The organism is Streptomyces sp. NBC_00154 (genome assembly GCF_026342835.1).
In the GTDB taxonomy this organism is placed as follows: Bacteria; Actinomycetota; Actinomycetes; order Streptomycetales; family Streptomycetaceae; genus Streptomyces.
In genome coordinates this window covers 2,108,283-2,127,977 of sequence record NZ_JAPEMI010000001.1, presented here as the reverse complement: position 1 = coordinate 2,127,977, position 19,695 = coordinate 2,108,283, and the positions used below count along the sequence as shown (strand labels likewise).

The following is a 19,695-nucleotide window of genomic DNA, read 5'->3' as shown; positions in this document are numbered from 1 at the left end:
GCTCCGACGCGCAGTACGCACCTTTCATTGCCTCAAACTGATCAAGAATTCGCAAATCTACATAAGATGTAGCGATGGGTGGTGATGATGCGCGGCTGCGGGCCGTGGTTTCGCTTGCACAGGCAATGGCGGCGGCGCACACCCCGCCGGAGTCCTGGCGCGCGGCCGCGCTGGGGGCGTGCCAGGCGTTGGGCGGCACCTTCGCCGCGCTCTCCGTGTGGGAGCGGGGGCCGGGGCGGCTGCGGGTGCTGGTGAACGCGGGTGAACGGGCCGAGGGGGAGGAGGAGTTCCCCGACGACGAGACGTATCCGGTGCATCAGTTCCCGGAGATCACCGAGTTCCTGCATGAACGGTGGGCGGGGGGCGGCGAGCCGGACGCCTGGGTGGAGACCGCCGACGGGCCGGTCGACGACGCCGGGGACGGCGAAGCCGATTCGGCGGTGGCGGGTGCGCACGGGTACGGGCGCGTCTACCGCCATCAGCGCGTGGCGGCCCTGCGACGGCGACGGCGCGGCTGCTGTGTGGTCGCGCCGATCGTCCTGCACGGGCGGGCCTGGGGCGAGCTCTATGTGGCGCGCCCGGTGGGGGAGCCGGTGTTCGGGCGGGAGGACGCGGACTTCGCGACCGTGCTGGCCGCCGTCGTCGCCGCCGGCATCTCCCAGACGGAGCGCCTCGAAGAGGTCCGCAAGCTCGCCTTCACCGACCCGCTGACCGGGCTGGCCAACCGCCGGGCCGTCGACGCGCGGCTCGACGAGGCGGTGGAGCTGCACCGCGCCGACGGCACGGTGGTCAGCCTGGTCGTCTGCGATCTGAACGGTCTGAAGGGGGTCAACGACTCCCTGGGCCACGCGGTCGGCGACCGGCTGCTGGAACGTTTCGGCTCGGTGCTGTCCCGGTGCGGTGCGATGCTCCCCGGCGCCCTCGCCGCCCGGCTGGGCGGTGATGAGTTCTGCCTGCTGGCGGTGGGTCCCGGCGCGGACGAGGTGATCGAGGTGGCCACCGAACTCTGTGACCGGGCGGCCGAGTTGGAGCAGGGCGACGGGGTCGCCTGCGGGATTGCCTCGACCGGTGACCCGATCGGGCCGGTGACCTCGGCCCGGCGGCTGTTCCGTCTGGCGGACGCGGCCCAGTACCGGGCGAAGGCGGCCCGCTCCGCGAAACCGGTGGTGGCGGGGCGCGACGGCGAGGTCATCCGGCTGGCCGACTCGCCGCCGAAGTCCGCCCACGACCGCCGCCGGCTGCGCGGGAGCCGGCCCTGAGGGCCGTCCGGCGGAATCCGTGAACGGGCCGGTAAGGGGTCAACCGCACGACCACTAGTGACATGAAGGGATTCAATCCGTACGCTTCTGAATATGGATATGCACACAGTCGTGGTGGGGACGTCCGGTACCACCGCAGAGGACGTCATCGCCGTGGCCCGCGCGGGCGCCCGCGTCGAGCTCTCCGCAGCCGCCGTGAGCGCGCTTGCCGCCGCCCGCGAGATCGTGGACGCGCTGGCCGCCAAGCCCGAACCGGTCTACGGCGTCTCGACCGGCTTCGGCGCACTCGCCACCCGCCACATCAGCCCCGAGCTGCGGGCCCAGCTCCAGCGCAACATCGTCCGCTCGCACGCGGCCGGCATGGGCCCGCACGTCGAGCGCGAGGTCGTACGGGCGCTGATGTTCCTGCGCCTGAAGACGGTCTGCTCGGGCCGCACCGGCGTACGCCCCGAGGTCGCGCAGACCATGGCCGACGTACTGAACGCCGGCATCACCCCCGTCGTGCACGAGTACGGCTCGCTCGGCTGCTCGGGCGACCTGGCGCCGCTCTCGCACTGCGCCCTGACGCTGATGGGCGAGGGTGACGCGGAAGGCCCCGACGGCATCGTGCGCCCGGCCGGCGAGCTGCTCGCCGCGCACGGCATCACCCCCGTCGAACTCCGCGAGAAGGAGGGCCTCGCCCTCCTCAACGGCACGGACGGCATGCTCGGCATGCTCGTGATGGCCCTCGCCGACCTGCGCAGCCTCTACACCTCCGCCGACATCACCGCCGCGCTCAGCCTGGAGGCGCTGCTCGGTACGGACAAGGTCCTCGCCCCGGAGCTGCACGCCATACGGCCGCACCCGGGTCAGGGCGCAAGCGCCGACAACATGCTGCGGGTGCTTGCCGGTTCCGGCCTCACCGGCCACCACCAGGACGACGCGCCGCGCGTCCAGGACGCCTACTCCGTGCGCTGCGCGCCCCAGGTCAACGGTGCCGGGCGTGACACCCTCGCGTACGCCGGGATCGTCGCCGACCGTGAGCTGGCCTCAGCCGTCGACAACCCCGTCGTCCTCCCGGACGGCCGGGTCGAGTCCAACGGCAACTTCCACGGCGCCCCGGTGGCGTACGTGCTCGACTTCCTGGCGATCGTCGCCGCCGACCTCGGCTCGATCACCGAGCGCCGCACGGACCGGCTGCTGGACAAGAACCGTTCGCACGGTCTGCCGCCGTTCCTCGCCGACGACGCCGGTGTCGACTCGGGTCTGATGATCGCCCAGTACACGCAGGCCGCCCTGGTCAGCGAGATGAAGCGGCTCGCGGTCCCGGCCTCGGCGGACTCGATCCCGTCCTCCGCCATGCAGGAGGACCACGTCTCCATGGGCTGGTCGGCGGCGCGCAAGCTCCGTACCGCCGTCGAGAACCTCGGCCGGATCGTCGCCGTCGAGCTGTACGCGGCGACCCGCGCCATCGAACTGCGCGCCGCCGAGGGGCTCACCCCGGCGCCCGCGTCCCTGGCCGCCATCGAGGCGCTGCGGGCGGCGGGCGTCGAGGGACCGGGACCGGACCGCTTCCTGTCGCCCGATCTGGCTGCGGCGGAGGCGTTCGTGCGGGGCGGGAAGCTGGTCGCGGCCGTGGAGCCGGTGACCGGAGCGCTGGCCTAGGGTCTTTCGTTTGGATCAGGCCGGACCCCGCGAGCCCAGCATGATCCGAACGAGAGGCCCCAGGAGGGGTGGCGCGGCCTGCTGCGCGCTTCGTCCCCCATCGCCGGACGGGCCGGGATTTCAAACCCGTCCGGCGATCGAGGACAACGCGGTGGTGCGGCGTGTGGAGTACGCGACGAAGCCCGCGCCGATTCCCAGGAACGCGGTGCCACCGATCAGATACGCAGTGGTGTCGACCCCGGTGCCGGTTTCGGCCAGTGCCGGCCCGGCCGCCTCGTCCTCGGTACTCGCGGCGGCAGGTCTGCTCGGCGCGCCGCCGGTCGCGTCGTCCGTCGCGTTCGCCGAGGGGACGAACCAGAGGGCGCACAGCAGTGTGCCCGCGGCGGTGGCGGTCAGGAGTGGGCGACGAGCTATGGCCACGGATTCGATCCCCCTTGTGACAGCCATGAGTTAGCCGTGTGCGCCGATGCTAATGAAAGCAGCGGGTCGCAGGAAAGTCGTGACTGCAGGTAGCTCTACGCTCCGGCGTATGAGCACTTCTGAGACATCACGGTTTGTTCGCCTTCGCGTCGACATGGTGCTGGAGATCACCGACGCGGGGGCCCTCAGCGGCACCGCGCTGGAGAGCATCGCGGCCGAGTACGGCGAGCCGGACGGCGAGTCCGCCGAGGAACGCATGCTGGCCGAGTCCGCGGTACGGGAAGACGGGGCGGAGGCCCTCGCCTCCCTCGTGGACCCGTTCGATCTCGTCGGCGAGGTGCCGGGGGTCGAGCTGGCCCAGGCATCCTGGAGCAGCGAGATCGTCGACTACGACCCCGAGGACCCGGGCGACTGGGACCTCGACGACGAGGGTGAGGGCGACGAGGGGGACGACGACGTTGCGCCGTAGCGGGTGAGGAAGGCACCGGCCCCGGCCCGTTTCCGGCGGCCCGGGGCCGGTGTGTGCCGGTCCCAGGAACCACAGGTGCCACGGCTGCGTCGATGAGTGGTGTTCCCCACATCTGAGGCGGATGTGGAACGGAGGGCCCTCGTCAGGTGTTCTTGGAACATTGATGGGGATCCGTCTCACGACGGTTCCGCTCGGGGTTATGGGGGATTCGGCAACGATGGAGAAGCGTGTGATGACGGACAGCAAGCGGCGCAAGGGCCTGATGGCCGCGTCCGCCCTGCTCGGCGGCGTGCTCGTGCTCACTGCCTGCAGCGAAGGTACGGGCTCGGGCAGCGACGAGAGCTCGAAGAAGTCTCAGGCGGCGGCAGTCGACAAGGCAGCGGCCGAGGACGCGTCTCAGGCTCAGATAGCGATCTCGCCGAAGAACGGCGCGACCAACGCCAGCATCAACAACGCCGCGAAGGTCACCGTCACCAAGGGCAAGCTGACCCAGGTCACCATGACCACGTCGGCCGGCGCGAGCGTCCCCGGCACCCTGGCCGCCGACGGCACCAGCTGGCAGCCGAACGCGCAGCTCGAGCGCTCGACCACGTACAAGATCAACGCGACGGCCGAGGACACCAAGGGCCGCGAGGCGCACGAGAACGCGTCGTTCACCACCGTGTCGCCCGCCAACAGCTTCATCGGGAACTTCACCCCCGAGGACGGCTCCACGGTCGGTGTCGGCATGCCGGTCTCGATCAACTTCAACAAGCCGATCACGGACCGGAAGGCCGTCCAGGCCGGAATCACCGTGACGTCCAGCAGCGGCCAGCAGGTCGTCGGTCACTGGTTCAACTCGCAGCGTCTCGACCTGCGACCCGAGCAGTACTGGACGGGCGGCTCCACCGTCACGCTGAAGCTGGCGCTCGACGGCGTCGAGGGCGCGGACGGCGTCTACGGCGTGCAGCAGAAGACGGTCACCTTCAAGGTCGGCCGCAACCAGGTCTCGACGGTCGACGCGTCGACGCACACCATGACCGTCACCCAGGACGGCAAGACGATCAAGACGATCCCGATCTCTGCCGGTTCCCCCGACAACCCGACGTACAACGGTCAGATGGTCATCTCCGAGAAGTTCAAGGAGACCCGGATGAACGGTGCGACGGTCGGCTTCACCGACGACGACGGCAAGGGTGAGTACGACATCAAGGACGTGCCGCACGCCATGCGGCTGTCCCAGTCGGGCACCTTCATCCACGGCAACTACTGGGGTGCGCCGTCGGTCTTCGGCAGCGCCAACACCAGCCACGGCTGTGTCGGCCTCGCCGATGTGAAGGGTGCGGGCGACGACAAGCAGCCCGCCGCCTGGTTCTACAACAACTCCATGGTCGGCGACGTGGTCATCGTCAAGAACTCCCCCGACAAGACCATCACGCCCGACAACGGCCTCAACGGCTGGAACATGAGCTGGGCCGAATGGCAGGCGGACTCCGCGGTCTGACCCCGCGGGAGGTTCACGCAGCAACTTCATCACCCCGAAGTCCCTTACGTACACAGGGCGGCGGCACCCGGATCCCCCGGTGCCACCGCCCTGTGGCGTTCGTAGCCGTTCTCATCGGGATCTCATGCGGGCCTTAACTCGCCATCACGACCGGTTCATAGCCTCGCGCCATGTTCTTCACCTATCTCCGGCGCGAGCTGCGCCGCCGCAGAAAGGCGGCGCTGGTCGTCGCCTCGGGGCTCGCCCTCGGTATTGCGCTGGTCATCATCGTCAGTTCGGTCTCCTCCGGCATGAGCAAGGCCCAGGACAAGGTCCTGGAATCGCTGTACGGCCTCGGCACGGACATGACGGTCACCAAGGCCGCCGCCGCATCGGGCTCCGGCACCCAGCGGCCCCGGTTCGAGTTCGACGCCAAGGACAACGACGACGACGCGAAGCAGAGTTCGGACCGGGTCATGGTCCAGGGCTTCCAGACGCTGTCCGCCACCACCGTCGACAAGGTCGGCACGCAGGACGGCGTCGCGGACGCCGTCGGCGGACTCAGCCTGACCGTCCTGAAGGTGGACGGCCAGTTCAAGCGCGGCGAGTTCAAGCAGAACGGGACCGGTGGCACGGCCGGCCCCGGCGGCCGGGGCGGCAGCACGCAGCCGCAGGGTGAAGTCAGGGGCGGTGGCGCCTCGTTCGACGTCAACTCGTACACCGTGTACGGCACCGACGTCACCAAGCAGGACCTCGGCCCGTTGACCTCGTCGAAGATCACCAAGGGCCGTGCGTTCAAGGCCACCGAGACCGACGCGAAGGTCGCGGTCGTCGACGCCGCGTACGCCAAGGAGAAGAAGCTCGCGGTCGGCAAGACCGTGACCGTCTCGGGGACCAAGTACAAGATCGTCGGCGTCTCGACGGCGGACAGCGGCGACGCGGCCGCCAACCTCTACATCCCGCTGAAGCAGGCGCAGACCCTCGCCGACTCCAAGAACAAGGTCACCACGGTCTACGTCAAGGCCGCGGACTCGCAGCAGATCGACCACGTCAAGTCCGCCATCCAGAAGAACATCTCGGGCACGACGGTCACCACCTCCGCGGACCTCGCCGACACGGTCTCCGGCTCCCTTTCCACCGCGTCCGACCTGGCCTCCAGCGTCGGCAAGTGGCTGTCGATCGCCGTCCTCATCGCCGCCTTCCTGGTGGCCGGGCTGCTCACCTCCTCCGCGGTCAGCCGCCGGGTGCGGGAGTTCGGCACGCTGAAGGCGCTCGGCTGGAAGAGCGGCCGGGTCACCCGCCAGGTCGTCGGCGAGGCCCTCGTCAACGGTCTGATGGGCGGTGTCCTCGGTATCGCGGTCGGTCTCGCCGGTGCGTACGTCGTGACCGCGATCAGCCCCACGCTCACCGCACAGCTCGGAGGCTCGGGCGGCGGCGGTGGTGGCGGCATGCTCGGCGGCGGCATGGCAGGACCCGGCCGGCAGGCCGCGGCCAAGTCCATCGACATCGCGCTGACCGCACCGGTCTCCCTCTCCATCATCCTGACCGCCGTCGCGCTGGCCGTGGCGGGCGGGCTGATCGCGGGTGCCTTCGGCGGCTGGCGGGCCTCCCGGCTGCGTCCCGCGGATGCGCTGCGCCGCGTCGAATAGCCCGCCCGGGCGTCCCACCCCCTCTGTTCCAGCAGGAGTTGACCCATGTACACCCTCAGAGACGTCACCAAGCGCTATACCCGCGGCAAGTCCACCGTCAATGCGCTCGCCGGTGTCGATCTGACCATCGAGGACGGCGGCCGGCTCGTCATCCAGGGCCCCACCGGCGGCGGCAAGTCCACACTGCTGCAGATGCTCGGCGGCCTCGACCGGCCCACGAGCGGCAGCGTCGAACTCGACGGTGTGGACCTCGCGAAGCTCAGCGAGGCCAAGCTCACCAAGGTGCGCGCGCAGAACATCGGCTTCGTCTTCCAGAGCTTCAACCTCATCCCGACGCTGACTGCGCAGGAGAACGTCGAAACGGCGCTCGTCCCGCTCGGCGGCAAGGCGTCGGAGCGTCGCAGGCGGGCTGCGGAGGCACTGGAGTCCGTCGGACTCGGTGAGCGGCTCGGACACCTCCCCGGCGAGATGTCCGGTGGCCAGCAGCAGCGCGTGGCGATCGCACGGGCCCTGGTCAAGCGGCCCAAGGTGCTGCTCGCCGACGAGCCGACCGGCAACCTCGACGAGTCCATGCGCGACGAGGTCATGGAGGTGCTGGAGACGATGTGGAAGGAGCACGGGCTGACCTTCGTCATGGTCACCCACGACAGCGCGATCGCCCGCAGGGCGCCGCGGCTGGCGACCATCCGCAAGGGCCGCGTCACGGTCACGGAGAACGCGGCGGCCTGACGCAGGCCCCATCGGCCTCCCCTGCGCGGGGCGGCGGCTACGGAGTCGACTCCGTAGCCGCCGCCCCGCGCCCCGTTCGTTCATCGCACTAATCTCACACCCATGACCGCTGCCATCACCGCCATGATCACCGCAGTCGTCGGCGTGCTGGGCACCCTGTTCGCCCCGATGCTCGCCCAGCGGCTGACCGCGCGGCAGCGCGCCGACGAGGCCGAACTTGCCGACAAGCGGCGGAGGTTCGAGGAGCGCCGCGCCCAGTACACGGCCATGAACCGGGCCTCCCGGCAGTTCCACACCCTCCTCAAGGACGCCCTCCACCGGATCAGGGACCGCGTCTACACCGAGCAGGAACGCGCCCAGCTCGAAGAGGCCCGCCTCGACCACCGCGACCGCTACGCCGAGGCGCAGATGATCGTCCCCGAGCGCATCCTGCAGGCGTCCCGCGACCTCAACCGGGTCCTCGCGAACAGTGACGCGGCCATCAAACGCCTCGACCGCGGCCTGGCCCGCGACGGCGAGAGCGTCGAAAGGGTCCTGGAGAAACTCAAGGCGGCGGACCCGCACCTCGACACCATGCGGAGACTGATGCGGGAGGACCTGGGCATCAACGACTGAGCCCCCTACCTCTCAGGTAATCGACGGTCCCTACGCCCGCGGGCAGCATGGGGCACACCGGCTGACGGAACCACCGCAGCACGCAGATCCGGAGGGCGACACCATGACCGCATACGCCATGGGCCACCTGCACCCCGCCGCCCACCCCGGCGAGGAGGTTCTCACGTACATCGAACGCATCCAGTCGACCATGGACCCGTTCGGCGGCCGGTTCCTCGTCCATGGCACCCAGGTCGAGGTCGTCGAGGGCGACTGGCCGGGCGCGCTCGTCATCATCGGCTTCCCCGACCTGGCGGCCGCCCGCGGCTGGTACGAGTCGGCCGCCTACCAGGAGCTGCTGCCGCTGCGGACGCGGAACATGGCGGGCGACGTGGTGCTCGTCGAGGGTGTCGGACCGGAGTACGACGCGTCGGCGACCGCGGCCGCGATGCGGGCGGCGGCCCCGCCGGTCATCGGCTGACGACGGCCGGCCCGGAGCCCGTACGGTCCGCAGCTCGGCCCCCGCGCGAAGCGTGACACCTACCCGCTCATCCGTCGTGTTCTGCCGCATCATCCGCCCGAGGCCGGGGGTGGTGCGGCTTCCCGGGCGCCGGCTTGTGCCGAAAGGTTTCCGCCAGGCCGGTGTTCGCGACCATCACGACGGCGAGCGCCACCGCGGCCGCCGGGTGGCCGACCCGATACAGCCCGAAGGCGCCGCCGCCCAGCACCACGGCTTTGACCGAGAGGACGCCCGCCAGCGGCAGCCGGATCCGGGCGCGTGGCGCGGCGAACAGACCCCACAGGGCGATGGCGAGCGCGGGGATTGCGAAGGCCAGCAGCAGTTGCCGGGCCAGGTTGCCGCCACCGGCGTGGAAGCCCCACCAGGACAGACAGGCCAGCGCCGCCAACTCCACTACGAACGCCAGGACTTCGTTGGCCGCCCACCAGGGGCGCCCGGTCAGAGCAGGGATCTCCCTGTCGTCCGTGCGGTACTTGCGCATCGGTGCCCCCTCGGCGTCCACGTCCGCGAGCGTACCGGCCCGCCTTGGCCGAGGTCGCCCGGCCGTCGCGGCCGGAACTGCGGACCGAGCGCGCACCGGTCCGCCGGGCAACAGGGGGCGAGTTCAGCCGATGCGGGCGCAGAGGTCGTCACTCGTGCCGTGCGCCATGGTCACGGTCTTGTAGCCGGTGGCGCTGATGTTCATGGTGTACACACCGTCGATGGCGTAGAGGCCGCGCGGCAAGGTGCCCCCGTTCTCCCCGAAGCCCACCAGCACGGGGCCGCGCACGGACCAGAACTGGGAACCGTCGGTGCGGTATTCGACAATGGCCCGGCCGCTGACGTCCGCGTCGTAGAAGGCGCCGGTGTCGGTGATCGACGCGCAGGAGTTCCTCACCCTCGTCCGGCAGGCCGCCGTCACCGGCGATCCCGGGGAGCGGGTGCGCCGCTACGACCAGGCGCTGGGGCTCTGGCGTGGCCCGCTGCTCGCCGACGTGGTCGACGACGAGCTGCGCGACCGGCTCGGCGGCCGGCTGGGTGAGCTGCGCCTGTCCGCTCTGGAGCAGCGGGCCGAGGCCCAGCTCACCATGGGTCTGCACGAACGGGTCGTGGCGGATCTGACGCCACTGGCCCAGGAACTTCCGGGGCGTGAACGGCTCGTCGTCGCCCAGATGACCGCCCTGTACCGCAGCGGCCGCCAGGCCGATGCCCTCCAGCTCTACCGGCATACGCGTCAGGTGCTGGTGACCGAGCTGGGCATCGAACCGGGCACCGAGCTGATGACGCTGCACGACCGGATCCTGCAGGGTGACCCCCGGCTAAGACCGGCCGGCCGCGCCCCTGTACGCGGTGCGGGTCGGCGAGGAGTGGCTGCCGTGGAGCACGAGCGGGCATCCGGCGCTGGAATTCTGCAACACCTACGCAGGCTGGGGCGGCCCCGGTCTGCCCGGCTCGGACTGGCTGCGCAGTTACTCCACGCTCGCCGTGTGGGCCGGTCACATGGACCTGGCGGAGGACCATCTCGTCGCCCGGCTGCTCAAGCAGGCGCAACAGCACCCCGACGAGGCCACCGCCGCCCTGGACGAGGCCCGTGGGTTCCGTACGAACCTGTACGCCTGCCTGACCGATCCGGAGGACGTCCGCGCCTTCAAGGCGGTGGCAGGCCTCGCGCAGGACGCCGCCAGGACATCCGTGTTCACGCGGGGCGAGGACGGCCTGGCACATTGGCGCCTGTCCCCGGCCGCCGGCTTGCGGCTGCCCGTCCTCGCCACGGCCCGCAGCGCCGCGGAACTGCTCGCTGATCCGCGACGCCTCACGATCCGCACCTGCTCCAGCGAGGACTGCGGCTGGCTGTTCCTCGACCAGGGCGGTCGGCGAAGGTGGTGCAGCCTGGCCACCTGCGGCAGCAGACGTCAGCAGGCCGTCGGCGCGTAGCGCCGTGGCAGGGGCTCTGCCCGTCCCGTCGGGTGGGTCGGACGGGCACGGAATCGCTTGGAACCCTCGCGCGTTGGAGCAAGTGGACATGGGATGCCGGTGGTGTGTGAACCGAGCAGCCCGAGTGAGTGACACAAATTGGAGGACTGCAATGGCGGCGCAGACGCAGAGGGCCGTGCTGGCGGGCGGATGCTTCTGGGGGATGCAGGACCTGATCCGCCGGCAGCCGGGCGTGACGGCGACTCGGGTCGGATACACCGGCGGTGACGTGCCGAACGCGACGTACCGTAACCATGGCACGCACGCGGAGGCCATTGAGATCCTTTTCGACCCCGATACGACCGACTTCCGCGCGATCCTGGAGTTGTTCTTCCAGATCCACGACCCGAGCACCAAGAACCGTCAGGGCAACGACATCGGCCTCAGCTACCGCTCGGCGATCTACTACGTGGATGACGAGCAGAAGCGGATCGCCGAGGACACGATCGCGGATGTGGACGCCTCCGGACTGTGGCCGGGCAAGGTCGTCACCGAGGTCGAGCCGGTCGGCCCCTTCTGGGAGGCCGAGCTCGAGCACCAGGACTACCTGGAGCGTTACCCGGAGGGTTACACCTGCCATTTCCCGCGTCCGGGATGGCGGCTGCCCGCCCGCGCGGAGGGCTGACCGCGAGAGGCGGCCCGGCGTCGGGCAGGCCGACCGGGCGGAAGTTCTGAGGCTGGGCCGTGCTTGTGCCCCGCCGTGGACGAAGAGGGTGCCGGCGGCGGGACACTGTGGGGGCGCCGGGGATTCCGGCGCCCCCACAGTGTCCGTACCGGTCAGTTCCCGCCCGCGGCCAGGACCTGCGCGGCGCAGAAGTCGCGGGACTGGACGTAGCGCGCCTTCGGGTCCCCGGAGTACGTCCACGGGGCGCTGTCGATGTAGCCGTCGATCGCGCGGTACTGCTCCAGCGCCGCTTCGTACCGGTCCTGCCAGTACAGCAGCCAGGCGAGCAGATGGCGGACCCGGACGATCCGCCGGTCCTCGGGGTCGGCGGCCGCGGCGGCGGCCACGTCGATCAGGCAGGCGTCGACCGCGGCGATCAGCTCGGGGCTCTTGTAGAACACGTCCGGGTCCAGATCCTGCTCCGCCGACTCCTGCTCGAAGGCGGCGTAGAGCGGGAGGAGGGAGAGCAGCCGGCCGGGGCTGCCCCTCTGCGCAGCCTCGCGCGCGAAACGCTCGGCGAGCTCGTGCGAGCCGCGCCACTTGCGGCACCAGTACTGGAGCGCCGAAGTATGAGCCGCGAGGTGGTGGGCGTCGCGCTTCTCGACCTCGGCCCACAGCGCGCGGAAGTCGTCATGCCCGTAGCCGAGGCCGAGAGCGCAGGAGATCTCGGCGATGAACGGGCCCGGGTCGTCGCCGGCCAGCTCCTGGGCCTCGTGGCAGGCCTCCCGGGCCAGGGCCATCATCCGGTGGAAGCCGGCGAACTGCTCCTGCGTGGTGTACTTCGCCTGCTTCGCGCCACGGATGTCCGCGGCGACGCTGATCAGCGCGCCGGCGTGCACGAAGGCCGCTCCCGCGTCCTTGGGCTGTGCGGTGCGCCAGGCCAGCAGCCAGGTGTCGTCGGCCGCGGCCTCGTCCTGGAGGACGCCGGCACGCCGGTAGCGCTCCTGCCAGTCCCGGCCCGCGTCGGCGAGGAAGTCGGCGCCCGCCTGCCAGTTCCCGGACCGGACGGTGGCGCGTATCTCCTCGTCGCGCGGGTCGGGGGCGGCAGCATGCGCGGTGTCGAGCTCGTCGGCCGGTACGAGGCCGAGCTCCGCGGCGGCCTTCGCCGGGCCGGACTTCCGGTTGCGGCGCGTGCGGGGCGCCGAGGGGGCGGCGCCGGATGCGCCTTCCACGAACTCCGTCGTCTTCTTCCGCGCCTTCAGCCAGAAGTACACGCCGAGAGCGATCGCCAGCAGGGGTATCAGTCGTGCCACGGGGGTTCCGGTCCAATCCAGAAAGGTGAGCTCGGGGAGGGATAGAGGGTGGGAGGTGGAGGCGGAGGCGGGCTAGGGGGCGAGCAGTTTGCGCAGCGGTTCGGTGTCCGGCACGTCCGCCACCGCCGCGTCCAGCGCCGCCGGGAGCGTCTCCTCGTACCCTTCGGGCAGCTTCAGTGTCGCGGAGTCGGTCCAGGACAGCTGCCAGCGGGCCCGCCCCTGCCGTACGAAGTCGCCGCCGGTCAGCTGCAGCAGCCCGGCGCGCAGCCGGGGCCTGGCGAACTCGCGGGCCGCGCGGCCGGTCGCGGCGCGGGCCTCGTCGGACTTGGGGAGACGGTCGGCGATCTGCCACAGCGCACCCGCGTCGATCGCGTCGAGTGTGGCAGTCAGCGAGCCGTCGCTGTCGGTCACCTCGCCGACCGCCGCGCTGAACCCCTGCGCCGACTGCTCGGCGTACACCGTCATCGACTCGTGCACGAGCTCCGGCCAGTCGACCCGGCGCAGCCGCAGTGCCTCCGGGGTCAGCACCGACTCCTCGACGGCTGCGAGCGTCCGCTCGGCGTCGGCGAGCAGGCCCAGCGACGGCTCCACGGGCTCCGAAGCGCGCCCGTCGTCCGGCAGTGCCTCGATCCGGGCGACGCGCTCCGCGGTCGGCGGGTGCGAGTCGTAAGGGGAGGACGGCTCGGACGGCAGGGAGCCGCGCATCTCGTCCAGCTCGTCCTTGCGGGCGGCCAGCAGGTGCCGTACGCCGCCGAAGACCTGGCCGGGCGGCGGCAGCATCCCGGCATCGACGCCGAGCGTGGCGTACGCGTTCATGTAGAAGCCGTGGGCGGCGTCGAGCGCCGGGAGCTCGCGCAGCGCGGACGCGGTCGCGTCCCGGCCCGCGATCCCGGCCGCGGCGACATCGGCGGCGAGCTCCTCGCGGCGGGCTCCGGAGAGCGTGGCGCGGATGTAGAACTTCGCGTACGCCGTGTAGACCGCCGCCATCGCGCGGTACGAGAGACCCGCACCGCCGGTGTCGATCTCCTTGGCCTTCTTGCCCTTGGCGACGGCCTTCGCCGCCTTCTTCTCCTGGCGCGCCTGCTCCTTGGCGACGGTCCGGCCCGCCCGCTCCTGGAAGTGGGCGATGGTGCGGACCACCTGGATGCGACCGCGTGCGGTGATCGCGGAAAGGCGGGTGTCGGAGTTGCCGTAATGGCCCATCTCATGGGCGAGCACGGAGCGCAGCTGGGCTTCGGACAGTCCGGCCATCAGCGGCAGGCCGAGGTAGAGCCGGCGCCTGCCGCCGACCAGGCCGAGGAACCTGGCGTCCTCGCTGACCGCGGCGTTCACATCGCCGTTGAGCACGATCTCGTCGGGGGCGCGGGTGCCGACCTGCTGGGCGATGTCGCGGACGGCGGCCCAGAGCCGGGGCTCCTGGGTGTCGTCGACCGGCAGCCCGGCCGGGCCGTCGTCCTTCGGCGTACGCAGCATGAACATGCCCCGCACGATCGGGATCGCCAGCACGACGCTGAGGATGAACAGTTTCGCGGCGACGCTGCCCGTCGTCCACGTGAACGCGGCCCAGTCCAGGGCGCCGAGGGCGGCGAGCAGGACGAGACTCAGCAGATAGAAGCCGGCAAGCAGGACAAGAGCGCGGGCGGCGCGCAGAGTTGGGCCCATCGGGCAGATCCCCCACAGGAACTGGGCTGGTGACAGCGGTACGGCAAGGGCGGTGTGGGGGGAACCGGAGTATGACCTACCGCAGGTCGGCGCGGCAACGTGGTCCGTGAGCAGCCCGAAACCAGCGGCGGAACAATCACCGCACAGGGGCTGAACAGGCACGGAGCCGCCCCGCGCTACCTCGGCAGCGTCGCCGGACTGCCGCCGTTCGCCTCGTACCCGGCGACCGCGAGCGCCCGGTACACCGTGTACTCGGCGGCCGGGTCGGAGTTCTGCGTCCACGGCAGCGCGCCCACATGCCCGTCGATGTGGACGAGTTGGTTCATCGCCTCCGACCAGCGCTCCATCCGCACCAGGAACAGCACCAGCAGATGCCGGACGTGGGCGAGCATCGGATCGTCGGGACGCGCGGCGTGCACCGCGAACAGCGCGCCCTCGACCGCCTTCGTCACCACCAGGCTCTCGTAGAAGCCGCTGACGAGATTGACCTCGGGCAGATGCTCGTACACCGCGAACAGCGGCAACGCGGCCAGCAGCGAGCCCTGCGGGGCGCGGGCGGCCGCCGAAACGGCGAATTGGTCGGCCTCCTCGCGGGAGCCGTGCCACTTCTCGCACCAGAAGTGCAGCGCCGCGATGTGTGCGCCCATGTGCGTCGGGGCCCGGTCGATGATCTTCAGCCAGAGCCGGTCGAACTCCTCGTGGGAGTAGCCGAGTCCGCGGGCGACGGCCAGTTCGACGATGTACGGGACCGGGTCACCGGGCGCCAGCAGGGTCGCCTCGCCGCAGACCGTACGGGCCTCCTCCAGAATGATCCGGAAGTCGTCCGTCCCCGCGGTGGAGGACCGCCACGCCTGCTGGACCAGGAACTCGGCATGCACGGCCGCACCGCCCGCGTCCTTCGGCGACTCGGCCCGCCACGACCGCAGCCACGCACCACCGACACCCGGGGCCTGCATCAGTTCGAGCGACGCGGCGCCGGCGAACGCCTGCACCCGCTGCCACCGCACCTCGCTCTCCTTCGGCGTCCCGGCCAGCAACTGAGAGGCCGCGCGCCAGTCCTGGGTGCGCTGCACGACATCGAGAACATCGAGGAGATCCTGATCGGGGCCCGGCATCCGGACGTCCAGCTCCTCCTGGCGGACGAAGCCGTACGTGTCAGGGTCGGCGGCGTCCGGGGAACCGGGCGCGACCTGGTGGATGCCGGACCTGCGGCGCAGCGCGAAGGGGCCGATCACCGCGGCGAGCATGCACAGCGCGATGAGGAACCAGAGAATCTCCATACGCCCATTGTCACCGGACGGCGCAGTGGACGTGGATCACCCCTGTGACGAACTACGCTCGGGCCCCATGAGCGACCAGCACAGCTTCGAGACCCTCGCGATCCACGCGGGAAACACCGCCGATCCCCTCACCGGCGCCGTTGTTCCGCCCATCTATCAGGTGTCCACGTACAAGCAGGACGGCGTCGGCGGGCTCCGCGGCGGCTACGAGTACAGCCGCAGCGCCAACCCGACGCGCACCGCACTGGAGGAGAACCTTGCGGCCATCGAGGGCGGCCGCCGCGGTCTCGCCTTCGCGTCCGGGCTCGCGGCGGAGGACTGCCTGCTGCGTACGCTGCTGTACCCCGGCGCCCATGTCGTCATCCCGAACGACGCGTACGGCGGCACCTTCCGGCTCTTCGCCAAGGTGGTCAAGCGGTGGGGCGTCGACTTCTCCGTCGCGGACACCTCCGACCCGGCGGCGGTCCGGGCCGCGGTCAACGACCGTACGAAGGTCATCTGGGTGGAGACGCCGTCCAACCCGCTGCTCGGCATCACCGACATCGCGGCCGTCGCGGACGTGGCCCGCACCGCGGGTGCCCGGCTGGTCGTCGACAACACCTTCGCCAGCCCCTATCTGCAGCAGCCGATCGCGCTCGGCGCGGACGTCGTCGTGCACTCGCTGACCAAGTACATGGGCGGCCACTCGGACGTCGTCGGCGGCGCGCTGATCGCCGCGGACGCGGGGCTCGGCGAGGAACTGGCGTACCACCAGAACGCGATGGGCGCGGTCGCCGGACCGTTCGACTCCTGGCTGGTGCTGCGCGGCATCAAGACGCTGCCGGTCCGGATGGACCGGCACAGCGAGAATGCCGCCAAGGTCGCCGAGCTGCTGACGCGGCACCCCAAGGTGACCCAGGTCCTCTACCCGGGGCTGCCGGAGCACCCGGGGCACGAGATCGCCGCCAAGCAGATGAAGGCGTTCGGCGGCATGGTGTCGTTCCGCGTCGAGGGCGGCGAGGAGGCGGCGGTCGAGGTCTGCAACCGGACGAAGCTGTTCACGCTCGGCGAGTCCCTCGGCGGCGTCGAGTCCCTGGTGGAGCACCCGGGCCGGATGACGCACGCCTCGGTGGCCGGCTCGGCGCTGGAGGTGCCGGCCGACCTGGTCCGGCTGTCCGTCGGCATCGAGTCCGCGGACGACCTGCTGGCCGACCTGAAGCAGGCGCTCGGCTAGAACGTGTCCGTCCTGGGACGGTGTGGACCCCGAAGCGCCGGGCGGGCGGACTCGCTGCCCGCCCGGCGCATCGCCAGGTGATCCGCCTGGTCAGGCGTTGACCTTCTCGTCCTCCATCGACTCACGGAGCTGTTGCCGCAGCTCCGGGCTCACCAGCCTTCCAGGGGTGGTGTCGTCTCGGCGGGCGGCACCTGCCACGGCTGGGTGACCACCGCCCACACCATGAACGCGGCCACCGCCACGAACAGCACCGTCAGCGCCAGCGCGCGGGCCGCCCGGTGGCGGCGCAGCATGCGGCCGCCGCGCTCCGCCGCCCGGTCCGCCAGACCGGCGGGGACCTGCGGATGCGGCCCGTCCAGCATCTGCCGGACGTGGTCCTCCCTGCGGCCGGGGCGCTTCACGGCGCGGCCCCCAGCGGCCCCGGGGTCCATCGCCCGGTCCGGCGCCGAGGGGTGGGCCCCCGCGGGTCGCCCATGGTGGCCACCGAGCGGTTGCAGATCGCCCGGACCCGGTCCACCGGAAGCCCCAGCAGCGCGGCGGTCTGCTCCTCCGCGACACCCTCGTACAGGCGCAGTACGAGGACCAGCCGTGCTTTCGGGGTCAGCGGGTCCAGCAGGCCGCCGCGCGGCCGGTGGTGCCGCCATGCCTCCCGGGCGAACCGGGAGGCCAGCTCCTGCCGGGTGCGGTTGTACGGATCCTCGCCGTGCAGCCGGTCCCAGTCCGCGTATGTACGGGCCAGCGCGGCGGTCAGCAGACGCAGCGCCCGTTCGTTGCTCCCGGGCGGCTGCGAGGGTTCGGCGGTGAGCAGCGTGGCAGTGTGCAGCAGGCGGCCGGCCGCGCCCGCCACGAAGGCCTCGAACTCCTGGGCGCGGCGCCGCTGAGGACCCGCTTGCCGCTCTCGCACCCCCACATGGCAGCGCCGCCGACCACTCCTGGTCAAGGGGTCGGACGGAGCGAATACCACCCCCGAGGCTCCGCCCGCCGCGCCGCCCGGCTCAGTCGGTCGTCGGCTGATGCGTCTGCCGCGCGGCCAGCGCCGCGTTGAACCGCGTCAGCAGCGTGCAGAACGCGTCCCGTTCCTCCGCCGTCCAGTCCTGCGTCACCTGCGACATCAGCTCCCGCCGTGATGCCCGCACCTCGTCGAGCCGGGCCTGTCCGCGCGGCGACAGCTGGAGCACGACCGCGCGGCCGTCCTCCGGGTGCGACGTGCGCTTGACCAGACCGGTGTCGACGAGCGGCGCGACCTGGCGGGTCACGGTCGAGGAGTCGATCCCCATCCCCGCGGCCAGCGCCTTGACGCCCATCGGGCCTTCCCGGTCCAACCGGTTGAGCAGCAGATATGCGGCCCGGTCCATGGAATTGCGGACCTGGCCGACACCGCCGAGGCGGGTCTGCTCGGCACGGCGGGCGAACACGGCCACCTGGTGCTGCAGAGCATCGAGAAGGTGGTCGGGACCCGGGGAATCGGGGGTGGCGCCCCCGGAAGGAGACGCAGCTGTCGTCATGTCCTGAGGGGGCATGGCCGGGGGCTCTCTTCGTGCGGTGTCGGATGGGTGGGGGACAGAGTACGCGGCCCCGGGGCAACGCGTACCAGTGCCGCACAAACCTGTGGACAACGACGCAGGACGGCGCCGCGGCGGCGTCCCGCAGGGCGCCCAGCTGCAAGACTTGCAGTCATGAACTTCCGTACGCCCCATCCGTTTCCCCCAGTGATCCTCGACGATGTCCGGGGCGCGCAGAAGATGCTCTCCGGCGTGGCCCGGGTGACCGCGATGGAGGGCAGCCGCCATCTGTCGGAGCTGGTCGGCGCGCCGGTCCACTTCAAATGCGAGAACCTGCAGCGGACCGGTTCGTTCAAGCTGCGCGGCGCGTACGTAAGGATCGCCGGACTGTCCCCGGTGGAGCGGGCTGCCGGGGTCGTCGCCGCGAGCGCCGGAAACCATGCGCAGGGTGTCGCACTCGCCTCTGCGCTGCTGGGCGTACGGGCAACGGTCTTCATGCCGATCGGGGCGCCGCTGCCGAAGGTCGCCGCGACCCGCGAGTACGGCGCGCAGGTCAGGCTGCACGGCCAGGTCGTCGACGAGACGCTCGCCGCCGCCCAGGAGTACGCCCAGGAGACCGGTGCGGTCTTCATCCACCCCTTCGACCACCCGGACATCATTGCCGGTCAGGGCACCGTCGGCCTGGAGATCCTCGAACAGTGCCCCGAGGTCCGCACGATCGTCGTCGGGATCGGCGGCGGCGGTCTCGCCGCGGGCATCGCCGTGGCGGTGAAGGCCGTCCGGCCCGACGTGCGGATCGTCGGCGTCCAGGCGGCGGGCGCGGCCTGCTACCCGCCCTCCCTGGCGGCCGGCCACCCGGTGGCGATCGACGGGCTGCAGACGATGGCGGACGGCATCAAGGTGGGGCGCCCGGGCGACGTGCCGTTCGGGCTCGTCCAGGAGCTGGTCGACGAGGTCCGTACGGTCTCCGAGGCCGAGCTGTCCAGCGCGCTGCTGCTCTGCCTGGAGCGGGCGAAACTCGTGGTGGAACCGGCCGGGGCGAGCCCCGTCGCGGCGCTGCTGAGCGACCCCCGGTCGTTCCGGGGGCCGGTGGTCGCGCTGCTGTCGGGCGGCAATGTGGACCCGCTGCTGATGCAGCGCATCCTGACCCACGGCATGGCGTCGGCCGGCCGCTACCTGAGCCTGCGGGTGCGGCTCACGGACCGCCCGGGCGCGCTGGCTGCCCTGCTCGCCTCGCTGTCCGTCGCGGACGCCAACGTCCTCGACATCGGCCATGTACGGACCGATCCGCGGCTCGGTCTCACCGAGGTGGAGGTCGAGCTGCACCTGGAGACCAAGGGGCCGGCCCACTGCGAGGAGGTCACCGCGGCGCTGCGGCAGGCGGGGTACGAGGTGACGGGCTGACACGCGGGCCCCTCGGTG

At 71.3% G+C, this 19,695-nt stretch carries 21 protein-coding genes and 1 pseudogene; 13 read left to right on the top strand and 9 right to left on the bottom strand.

Annotation, left to right across the window (positions count from 1 at the left end):
- Positions 1 to 74 precede the first annotated feature (74 nt).
- Together OHA03_RS09300 and hutH are read left to right on the top strand one after the other, a co-directional pair.
- Positions 75 to 1,259, top strand: coding sequence for a GGDEF domain-containing protein (locus OHA03_RS09300; protein WP_267002638.1), 1,185 nt, complete (start codon positions 75 to 77; stop codon positions 1,257 to 1,259).
- A gap of 93 nt (positions 1,260 to 1,352) precedes the next feature.
- Positions 1,353 to 2,903, top strand: a complete 1,551-nt coding sequence (gene hutH / locus OHA03_RS09295; protein ID WP_267002636.1) for a histidine ammonia-lyase — start codon at positions 1,353 to 1,355, stop codon at positions 2,901 to 2,903.
- Positions 2,904 to 3,023: 120 nt separating this feature from the next.
- Here hutH and OHA03_RS09290 read toward each other — a convergent pair whose 3' ends face one another.
- Positions 3,024 to 3,323, bottom strand: a complete 300-nt coding sequence (locus tag OHA03_RS09290; RefSeq protein ID WP_267007985.1) for a hypothetical protein — start codon at positions 3,321 to 3,323, stop codon at positions 3,024 to 3,026.
- A gap of 109 nt (positions 3,324 to 3,432) precedes the next feature.
- Between OHA03_RS09290 and OHA03_RS09285 the strand changes: the two genes are divergently transcribed.
- The 6 genes from OHA03_RS09285 to OHA03_RS09260 all read left to right on the top strand — a co-directional run bounded on the left by OHA03_RS09285 (position 3,433) and on the right by OHA03_RS09260 (position 8,707).
- The gene (locus tag OHA03_RS09285) at positions 3,433 to 3,792 is read left to right on the top strand and encodes a hypothetical protein (protein WP_267002634.1); all 360 of its coding nucleotides are present in this window, start codon (positions 3,433 to 3,435) and stop codon (positions 3,790 to 3,792) included.
- Positions 3,793 to 4,009: 217 nt separating this feature from the next.
- A complete protein-coding gene (locus tag OHA03_RS09280; protein WP_267002632.1) occupies positions 4,010 to 5,275 on the top strand; it encodes an Ig-like domain-containing protein in 1,266 nt (421 codons plus the stop codon).
- Positions 5,276 to 5,445: 170 nt separating this feature from the next.
- Positions 5,446 to 6,903 (top strand): ABC transporter permease, encoded by a 1,458-nt coding sequence (locus OHA03_RS09275; RefSeq protein ID WP_267002630.1) that lies wholly within the window; start codon positions 5,446 to 5,448, stop codon positions 6,901 to 6,903.
- Positions 6,904 to 6,948: 45 nt separating this feature from the next.
- Complete coding sequence (locus tag OHA03_RS09270) at positions 6,949 to 7,632, top strand: ABC transporter ATP-binding protein (protein WP_267002628.1); 684 nt, start codon at positions 6,949 to 6,951, stop codon at positions 7,630 to 7,632.
- Positions 7,633 to 7,734: 102 nt separating this feature from the next.
- On the top strand, positions 7,735 to 8,247 hold the full coding sequence (locus OHA03_RS09265; RefSeq protein ID WP_267002626.1) for a hypothetical protein: 513 nt from the start codon (positions 7,735 to 7,737) through the stop codon (positions 8,245 to 8,247).
- 103 nt (positions 8,248 to 8,350) lie between these two features.
- Positions 8,351 to 8,707 carry a DUF1330 domain-containing protein gene (locus OHA03_RS09260; RefSeq protein ID WP_267002624.1) on the top strand — a complete coding sequence of 119 codons (357 nt, stop codon included), beginning with the start codon at positions 8,351 to 8,353 and terminating at the stop codon, positions 8,705 to 8,707.
- 67 nt (positions 8,708 to 8,774) lie between these two features.
- Here the strand turns inward: OHA03_RS09260 and OHA03_RS09255 are convergent, their stop codons facing one another.
- Both OHA03_RS09255 and OHA03_RS09250 read right to left on the bottom strand, forming a co-directional pair.
- Positions 8,775 to 9,188, bottom strand: a complete 414-nt coding sequence (locus OHA03_RS09255; RefSeq protein ID WP_267007984.1) for a YrdB family protein — start codon at positions 9,186 to 9,188, stop codon at positions 8,775 to 8,777.
- 162 nt (positions 9,189 to 9,350) lie between these two features.
- The gene (locus tag OHA03_RS09250) at positions 9,351 to 9,623 is read right to left on the bottom strand and encodes a hypothetical protein (protein WP_323181184.1); all 273 of its coding nucleotides are present in this window, start codon (positions 9,621 to 9,623) and stop codon (positions 9,351 to 9,353) included.
- Between OHA03_RS09250 and OHA03_RS09245 the strand changes: the two are divergent.
- The 3 genes and pseudogenes from OHA03_RS09245 to msrA all read left to right on the top strand — a co-directional run.
- Positions 9,592 to 9,969 (top strand): annotated as a pseudogene (locus OHA03_RS09245) (BTAD domain-containing putative transcriptional regulator); the annotation flags it as partial. The gene OHA03_RS09250 and the pseudogene OHA03_RS09245 overlap by 32 nt on opposite strands.
- 106 nt (positions 9,970 to 10,075) lie before the next feature.
- Positions 10,076 to 10,660: an ABATE domain-containing protein gene (locus tag OHA03_RS09240; protein ID WP_267002622.1), complete on the top strand. Its 585-nt coding sequence runs from the start codon at positions 10,076 to 10,078 to the stop codon at positions 10,658 to 10,660.
- A 151-nt stretch (positions 10,661 to 10,811) separates the two neighbouring features.
- Positions 10,812 to 11,324 carry a peptide-methionine (S)-S-oxide reductase MsrA gene (msrA, locus tag OHA03_RS09235; protein WP_267002620.1) on the top strand — a complete coding sequence of 171 codons (513 nt, stop codon included), beginning with the start codon at positions 10,812 to 10,814 and terminating at the stop codon, positions 11,322 to 11,324.
- A gap of 152 nt (positions 11,325 to 11,476) precedes the next feature.
- On the opposite strand, the gene OHA03_RS09230 is transcribed toward msrA, so the two are convergent.
- The 3 genes from OHA03_RS09230 to OHA03_RS09220 all read right to left on the bottom strand — a co-directional run bounded on the left by OHA03_RS09230 (position 11,477) and on the right by OHA03_RS09220 (position 15,558).
- Positions 11,477 to 12,616 (bottom strand): hypothetical protein, encoded by a 1,140-nt coding sequence (locus tag OHA03_RS09230; RefSeq protein WP_267002618.1) that lies wholly within the window; start codon positions 12,614 to 12,616, stop codon positions 11,477 to 11,479.
- 72 nt (positions 12,617 to 12,688) lie between these two features.
- Positions 12,689 to 14,278, bottom strand: coding sequence for a M48 family metallopeptidase (locus OHA03_RS09225; protein WP_267002616.1), 1,590 nt, complete (start codon positions 14,276 to 14,278; stop codon positions 12,689 to 12,691).
- A 176-nt stretch (positions 14,279 to 14,454) separates the two neighbouring features.
- Positions 14,455 to 15,558, bottom strand: coding sequence for a hypothetical protein (locus tag OHA03_RS09220; protein ID WP_267002614.1), 1,104 nt, complete (start codon positions 15,556 to 15,558; stop codon positions 14,455 to 14,457).
- 67 nt (positions 15,559 to 15,625) lie between these two features.
- Here OHA03_RS09220 and OHA03_RS09215 point away from each other — a divergent pair, with 67 nt between their 5' ends.
- Entirely contained in the window at positions 15,626 to 16,771 is a 1,146-nt protein-coding gene (locus OHA03_RS09215) for a cystathionine gamma-synthase (RefSeq protein WP_267002612.1), read from the top strand.
- A 149-nt stretch (positions 16,772 to 16,920) separates the two neighbouring features.
- Here OHA03_RS09215 and OHA03_RS09210 read toward each other — a convergent pair whose 3' ends face one another.
- From OHA03_RS09210 to OHA03_RS09200, 3 genes are all read right to left on the bottom strand, one after another.
- Positions 16,921 to 17,172 carry a hypothetical protein gene (locus OHA03_RS09210; protein ID WP_267002610.1) on the bottom strand — a complete coding sequence of 84 codons (252 nt, stop codon included), beginning with the start codon at positions 17,170 to 17,172 and terminating at the stop codon, positions 16,921 to 16,923.
- Entirely contained in the window at positions 17,169 to 17,675 is a 507-nt protein-coding gene (locus tag OHA03_RS09205; protein ID WP_267002608.1) for a sigma factor-like helix-turn-helix DNA-binding protein, read from the bottom strand. The genes OHA03_RS09210 and OHA03_RS09205 overlap by 4 nt, the downstream gene beginning before the upstream one ends.
- Positions 17,676 to 17,766: 91 nt before the next feature.
- Positions 17,767 to 18,291, bottom strand: a complete 525-nt coding sequence (locus tag OHA03_RS09200; RefSeq protein WP_267002606.1) for a MarR family winged helix-turn-helix transcriptional regulator — start codon at positions 18,289 to 18,291, stop codon at positions 17,767 to 17,769.
- 156 nt (positions 18,292 to 18,447) lie between these two features.
- Between OHA03_RS09200 and ilvA the strand changes: the two genes are divergently transcribed.
- Entirely contained in the window at positions 18,448 to 19,677 is a 1,230-nt protein-coding gene (ilvA, locus tag OHA03_RS09195) for a threonine ammonia-lyase (RefSeq protein WP_267002604.1), read from the top strand.
- The last annotated feature ends 18 nt before the right edge of the window (positions 19,678 to 19,695 follow it).